Source organism: Clostridium algoriphilum (genome assembly GCF_020443705.1).
In the GTDB taxonomy this organism is placed as follows: domain Bacteria; phylum Bacillota; class Clostridia; order Clostridiales; family Clostridiaceae; genus Clostridium_AD; species Clostridium_AD algoriphilum.
The window spans coordinates 21,734-28,119 of sequence record NZ_JAIZZK010000038.1; the positions used below are offsets into that span (position 1 = coordinate 21,734).

At 29.8% G+C, this 6,386-nt stretch carries 7 protein-coding genes; 4 read left to right on the forward strand and 3 right to left on the reverse strand.

Going from position 1 to position 6,386, the window contains the following annotated elements; genetic code table 11:
- Positions 1–21: 21 nt before the first annotated feature.
- Positions 22–954: a polysaccharide deacetylase family protein gene (locus tag LGK95_RS19005; protein ID WP_226126489.1), complete on the reverse strand. Its 933-nt coding sequence runs from the start codon at positions 952–954 to the stop codon at positions 22–24.
- 339 nt (positions 955–1,293) lie between these two features.
- On the opposite strand from LGK95_RS19005, the gene LGK95_RS19010 reads away from it, so the two are divergent.
- Positions 1,294–2,589 (forward strand): Na+/H+ antiporter NhaC family protein, encoded by a 1,296-nt coding sequence (locus LGK95_RS19010; protein WP_226126490.1) that lies wholly within the window; start codon positions 1,294–1,296, stop codon positions 2,587–2,589.
- A 28-nt stretch (positions 2,590–2,617) separates the two neighbouring features.
- Entirely contained in the window at positions 2,618–2,752 is a 135-nt protein-coding gene (locus LGK95_RS22555) for a hypothetical protein (RefSeq protein WP_264174611.1), read from the forward strand.
- Between the two features lie 64 nt (positions 2,753–2,816).
- Here the strand turns inward: LGK95_RS22555 and LGK95_RS19015 are convergent, their stop codons facing one another.
- Positions 2,817–3,293 carry a DsrE/DsrF/DrsH-like family protein gene (locus LGK95_RS19015; RefSeq protein WP_226126491.1) on the reverse strand — a complete coding sequence of 159 codons (477 nt, stop codon included), beginning with the start codon at positions 3,291–3,293 and terminating at the stop codon, positions 2,817–2,819.
- Positions 3,294–3,442: 149 nt separating this feature from the next.
- On the opposite strand from LGK95_RS19015, the gene LGK95_RS19020 reads away from it, so the two are divergent.
- Complete coding sequence (locus LGK95_RS19020; protein ID WP_226126492.1) at positions 3,443–3,781, forward strand: hypothetical protein; 339 nt, start codon at positions 3,443–3,445, stop codon at positions 3,779–3,781.
- A gap of 74 nt (positions 3,782–3,855) precedes the next feature.
- Here LGK95_RS19020 and LGK95_RS19025 read toward each other — a convergent pair whose 3' ends face one another.
- Positions 3,856–4,740, reverse strand: coding sequence for an AraC family transcriptional regulator (locus LGK95_RS19025; protein WP_226126493.1), 885 nt, complete (start codon positions 4,738–4,740; stop codon positions 3,856–3,858).
- A 153-nt stretch (positions 4,741–4,893) separates the two neighbouring features.
- Here LGK95_RS19025 and melA point away from each other — a divergent pair, with 153 nt between their 5' ends.
- Positions 4,894–6,189 carry an alpha-glucosidase/alpha-galactosidase gene (gene melA, locus LGK95_RS19030; RefSeq protein WP_226126494.1) on the forward strand — a complete coding sequence of 432 codons (1,296 nt, stop codon included), beginning with the start codon at positions 4,894–4,896 and terminating at the stop codon, positions 6,187–6,189.
- Positions 6,190–6,386 lie beyond the last annotated feature (197 nt).

A 6,386-nucleotide genomic window follows, 5' to 3' on the forward strand; every position in this document is an offset into this window, starting at 1 on the left:
ACTTCAATATTTTATAGTAAGTTATCTTGATTTTAAATCAGGATTTAGTTTTGACTTAAATTTTTGCAAATCATAAGTTGAACTAACGAAAATTCTACCTAATGAATAAATATTATTGTTCTTATTAATCCAGCCATACTCTGTTGAAAAAGCTAATTTATAACCCGTTTGTTTTGCAGCTTTTATTGTACTCAAATTATATTCTCCGAATGGATATGCTATGTAATTAATTTTTCTGTTTAATATTTTTTCTAATTCAGACTTTGAGGCGGTCATTGATTTTACATTATCCATGAATGTTATTTTATCTAAATGTTCATGTGCAGCAGTGTGACTTTCTATTCTGACATTGTTTTTATCCATTAATTTTATTTCATCAGAAGTCAAATAATTTTTATCTTTGTCTATGGCGTTGGTAATTACAAATACAGTTGCTTTTAAATTAAACTCTTTTAATATAGGATATGCATTTGTGTAATTATCTTTATAGCCATCATCAAAAGTTATCACTATAGATTTATTTGGTAGATTTTTATTTTCTTTCATATAACTATAGAGTTCATCTAACGTTAACGTTGTATAATTATTATATTTAAGGTACTTCATTTGATTTCTGAAATTTTCTTTAGAAATTCTTAGCGTATTTCCTTTTTCATAACTGATAGAATGATACATAAGAATCGGTATTTTATTATTATTCACCACATTAGTGAATATTGGTTTAGAAACTGGCTTTTCTGTTTTTGTACTAGCTTTTATTGGCGATTTAACAGATTGCTGAGGTTTTGAATTCTTTTTCTGTTTGGTTATATCAAGTTTTTCTGCAGTGTTTAAAACATTTCGATTCATTTTTTCTTTATATGTTCTTAAATTATTAAAACCATAAATAAGTGCGATACTTCCTATTAAAATAGCAATTGTAATTATTTTAAGCAGTTTTTTATTTATCCTCATAAATACACTCCATTTTCTTTTATTTATTTTATATTATAAATCTCTTACTTATATAATATAATTCTCATACTTATATAATATAACAATATACTAATATTTAATATAGTAAAATTTATTTTAACTTACATATTTTAATATGTCTCTAATCTTACTTTTTTATTAAAGTTTATTAAATTTGAATGATCACAATGGACTCATAGATAAAAAAGCATCAAAAAGATCGAAATATATCGAATTTAATGATATTTTTGAGATTAAATGATAAAATGATAAATGTATACAAAAGATTTGTAAATGAGAATAGAGAACAATAATTAATATACGTAGGAGGAAAATGAAATGGAAAAAACAGCTAGTTTTATAGGATTATTGCCTTTGGTATTTTTCTTAATATTATTTATGGGGGCTGGTATTTTAACAGGAGACTTTTCTAGTATGCCTTTGCTGGTAGCATTTGTTTTAGCGGCCGCTTTTGCCCTATTATTAGATAAAAGAGGGAACAAGACACCATTATCTGACAAAATTGATATATTCGCTAAGGCTGCTGGAGAACCTACTATTATGTTAATGGTAGTTATATTTATTTTGGCAGGTGCTTTTTATTCCATTGCAGAGTCGATGGGTGCGGTTACGTCTATAGTAAATATGGGATTAAGTATTTTACCAGCTAATTTGATTCTGCCAGGTTTATTTATAGTTGGTTCAATTTTATCTTTTTCTATGGGGACTTCAATGGGAACAATAACAGCATTAGCACCGATAGGGGTTGGAATAGCAGTGCAAACTGGCATGGGGCTACCTTTGGTTCTAGGAACTGTTGTTGGTGGTGCGATGTTCGGAGATAACCTATCTTTCATATCTGATACAACGATTGCAGCTACAAGAACACAAGGGGTAGAAATGAGAGATAAGTTTAAGTCGAATAGTTTAATTATATTACCAGCTTTTATTATTACTGTAATAATATTGACATATTTATCTAGTGGTGGTGCACAGTTACAATCACATCAATACTCATTAATTAGAATTATTCCATATATTGCAATTATTGCTAGTGCAGCAGTTGGATTAAATGTTATGGTTGTTTTAGGTATAGGTATAGGTGCAGGATCCATTATAGGGATTGCAACAGGAAGTTTTGATATAATAGGTATGTTTGCGGTATTACAAAAGGGAATGGAGAGTATGGAGGATTTAGCACTAATATCAATTATGGTAGGCGGATTAGTTGGTCTTATGCATTATTATGGGGGTATTGAATATATACTTGAGAAAATAACATCAAAAGTAAAAACAAAAAAAGGAGCTGAAATAGGAATAGCTACATTAGTAAGCTTACTAGATATCACAACAACTAATAATACAATATCTATCATTACTGCAGGACCATTAGCAAAAGATTTGTCAAGTGAATATAGAGTGAATCCTATAAAAACTGCAAGCATTTTAGATATATTCTCATCTGCATTTCAAGGTATAAGCCCTTATGCAGCCCAGATATTATTAGCAGCAACAATTGGAAAGATATCACCTATACAAATTGTTCCATTCTCAATATATTCGTATCTAATGATAGTTTGTGGAATACTTTCAATAACTTTAGATTTGCCTAAGCAAAAGGTGATAAAAAAATAAACTTACATTATTATGCTATATTTTAGACTTGGCCAGGTATGTAATAATTCCTCAAGCAGGCAAAGAAAAATTTATACACAAAGCTTATGAATCAACATTAATTCCTGTGTATGGGGCGAATTATGAAGAAAACCTTGTAATTGAAGGTGGAAAAATTAAATAATATAAAATATTCCTTATATACTTTAGAATACTAAGTGTATAGGGAATATTTTATTTATATACACTTATATAAATAATTGTATGTCCGATCCTAGAGCATCCTTTAGGTAATCTTTAGCTTCAATTATTTCAAGTTCTGGAATTAGTTCTTCTTTTTTAAAACCCATAACGTCCATTGAAAGCTTGCAGCCGTAGAACTTAACACCTTTTTTTACAGCACCTTCTAGAAATTTTGGAAGAGTTGGTGTTCCATCCTCCTTCATCATAGCTTCAAGCATTTTTTTACCGAATCCACTAAAATTCATATTAGATAGTGGCAATTCATCTGGACCTTTCGGAGTCATTGCGTTCATAAGTTTCTCAAGTGAAGATTTACCCTCGCCTGAACTTTTATCAGGGTCTCTTAATAAAAATAGACCCCAGAAGGCAAAAAACATAGATACTTCCATACCTAATTCCTTAGCTGAATTAGCAAGTATTAATCCGGCTAAGGCTTTGTCATATTCTCCACTAAACATTATAAGGCTTAGTTTTTTATCCATTATAACACCTCATTCATATTTAGTTTGTGTATATAGTTGCATATTTATTCGTGTTAATTATAATTTTGATAAATATGGATTATTTTAGAATAAGGGGAAACAATATAATAAGCATCTTAAAAATACTTAATATATTTAGGAGGATTATTATGAATTATTTAGACAAATTAACAAAAGACATTAAATCTAAACAAAGAAAACGAAAGGGCAACTCAATAAACAATTTTGCAGCTTTTGCAATATTAGGGGTTACAATAGGAGGAGCCTTTGCAGGAGTATTTGTTCGAAAATGTATAGATGAGTTAAAAAATATAATAGTTAGCAATGCTATGAACAGTGATGAGGATATAAGTACTAAAAGAGATGAAATTAAGCAAACACTGGAGAAGGCACCTGATGAATCTGTAGGTGACGTAGGAGTTGCAATGGAGAAGGCCTTTGAGGATTTGGAAGAAGATGAACAAGATGAGAGTGAAGCTACAAAATAATATAAGTATATGTATATAAGACCCTAGATTTTACATTTAGTTTATGGTAGCCTAGGATTTTATTTATAGCTTGTTTATTTATGGTTACTTCTATAATATGAGGGAGATTGTCCTATGATTTTTTTAAATTGTTTTGAAAAAACAAATTGATCAGGATAACCAACAGAATTAGATACTTCAGCTATAGATAAATGAAGATTTGTTAAAAAGTGGCATGCTTTCTCCATACGTGTTTTTATAATGTATTCAATAGGTGTTTGTCCTAAAGTTTTTTTAAAGATAGTACATAAATATTTACGACTTATACCAATGTAGTCGGCCAAGCTGTTTACACTTATGTAGTTATAACAAAAATTTATCTCAATGTAATCTATGGCACTTTTTACATACCGTTCTATGTTTGAATCAAAAACACTAACTGTATTGGATTTAGGGGCTATTTCAATTAATTTAGAAAGAAACAAATATAAATAAGATAATCTAGATAAGTCAGTTTCTAAAGACAATTTAGTGAAACTGGACATTTTTTGTATTGTATCTTTAAAAAAATCATCAGTATCGTAATAAAATATCGGGTTATCATAGCTAAGCCCTGCATTATGTATAATTTTGGGTACTTTTACTCCATTAAAACCAACCCAAATATAATGCCAAGGGTCATCCATATCTGCTTCGTAATAAGTAATATGATCAGGACAGATAAGAAATGCATCTCCAGCTTCTAAAGTATATATCTTATTCCCACATCTAAAGGTACCTTTTCCACTGAGTATAAAGTGTATAATAAAATGATTTCTAGCTACAGGTCCAAAGAAATACCCCTTTGCACATACTTCTTCTCCACAATCATAAAAATTCAAATCAGTATTGGTAAAATTATCACTTTCAACATACCATATTTCCATTTCAACACATCCTTTTAATTCACCTGTGGACATTATAACATATTTTGTAGACATGTAATCATTTACTTACAAATAGTTAGAGTCCATAATAAGGGTAATGGTTACAAAGTTTTACAAAAAAAACAGTGGTTCTATATTTAATGATTAGGTTTGAGAGTGATATATAATATAAATAGTTAATATTATATCAAAAATGGGAGGTTAATTATGCTTAAAATAACATTTATAGGAGCGGGAAGCTCTGTATTTGCAAAAAATGTATTAGGAGATTGTTTACTTACACCAGCACTTCGAGAATGTGAGGTAGCTCTTTATGATATAGATCCTATAAGACTTGCGGAATCAGAACAAATGCTAATAAATATTAATAAAAATGCAGGTGGATATGGAACTATAAAAACATATAGTGACAGGAAAGAAGCCCTTAAAGAGGCAAATTATGTTGTAAATGCAATACAAGTGGGAGGGTACAAACCTTGTACTGTTACTGATTTTGAAATACCTAAGAAATACGGCTTAAAACAAACTATTGGGGATACTTTAGGAATTGGTGGTATTTTTAGAGGGCTTAGAACAATTCCAGTAATGCTAGAAATTGCGAGGGATATGGAAGAAGTTTGTCCGGATGCATGGCTTTTGAATTATACTAATCCAATGTCAATTATAACCAATGTTATGCAAAGGTCTACAAAGATTAAAACTGTGGGACTTTGTCATTCAGTTCAGGTGTGCACAGATACTTTACTTAAAGGTCTTGAAATGGATACAGAAAATATAGAGTGGCAAATAGCAGGCATAAATCATATGGCATGGCTTCTTGAGATTAAAAAGGACGGGGTAGACTTATACCCTGAAATTAAAAAAAGAGCAGCAGAAAAAGAAGTAAAACATAAAGATATGGTCAGATATGAAATGATGAGGAGATTTGGTTATTATGTAACCGAATCCAGTGAACATACTGCAGAATATACACCATACTTTATTAAATCAAATTATCCAGAATTAATAGATAGATATAATATACCACTTGATGAATATCCAAGACGTTGTGTTGAACAAATTGCTAAGTGGGAAAATCTTAAAGGAGAAATTGTAAATAATAAAGAACTTTTACATGAGAGAACTAATGAATATGCTTCATATATTTTGGAAGCTATGGAAACGGACAAGCCATATAAAATTGGAGGAAATGTTTTAAATACCGGATTAATCACAAATTTACCTAAGAATGCTTGCGTTGAAGTTCCTTGTCTTGTTGATAAAACAGGAATTCATCCATGTTATGTTGGTGATTTACCAGTGCAGTGTGCAGCACTTAATATGACAAATATAAATGTTCAATTGCTTACTGTAGAAGCAGCGCTTTCCAAAAAGAAAGAATATATATATCAAGCAGCAATGCTAGATCCACACACATCATCAGAACTTTCTATTGAGGATATTGTAGCTATGTGTGATGAACTTATAGAGGCTCATAAGGATTGGTTACCAAAATATATTTAATTTACTTTAGTTGACTTTTTAAAGAGATTATTATGGTAATCTTTTTATAAATGGAACCTTTTGGTTTCAATATATATATATAATTCGATAGTGTTAACTAACTTATGAAAAAACAGGAATGTAAATATTAGGGTTTTAATTGCACGTTGAAAAGTGAAAAAATACTTTGAAGAAATACAATGCAGTTTTGTTTGTAG

Coding starts and splice junctions, on each gene's coding strand:
- LGK95_RS19005 (WP_226126489.1), bottom strand. CDS start 954: ATGAGGATAAATAAAAAACTGCTTAAAATAATTACAATTGCTATTTTA.
- LGK95_RS19010 (WP_226126490.1), top strand. CDS start 1,294: ATGGAAAAAACAGCTAGTTTTATAGGATTATTGCCTTTGGTATTTTTC.
- LGK95_RS19015 (WP_226126491.1), bottom strand. CDS start 3,293: ATGGATAAAAAACTAAGCCTTATAATGTTTAGTGGAGAATATGACAAA.
- LGK95_RS19020 (WP_226126492.1), top strand. CDS start 3,443: ATGAATTATTTAGACAAATTAACAAAAGACATTAAATCTAAACAAAGA.
- LGK95_RS19025 (WP_226126493.1), bottom strand. CDS start 4,740: ATGTCTACAAAATATGTTATAATGTCCACAGGTGAATTAAAAGGATGT.
- melA (WP_226126494.1), top strand. CDS start 4,894: ATGCTTAAAATAACATTTATAGGAGCGGGAAGCTCTGTATTTGCAAAA.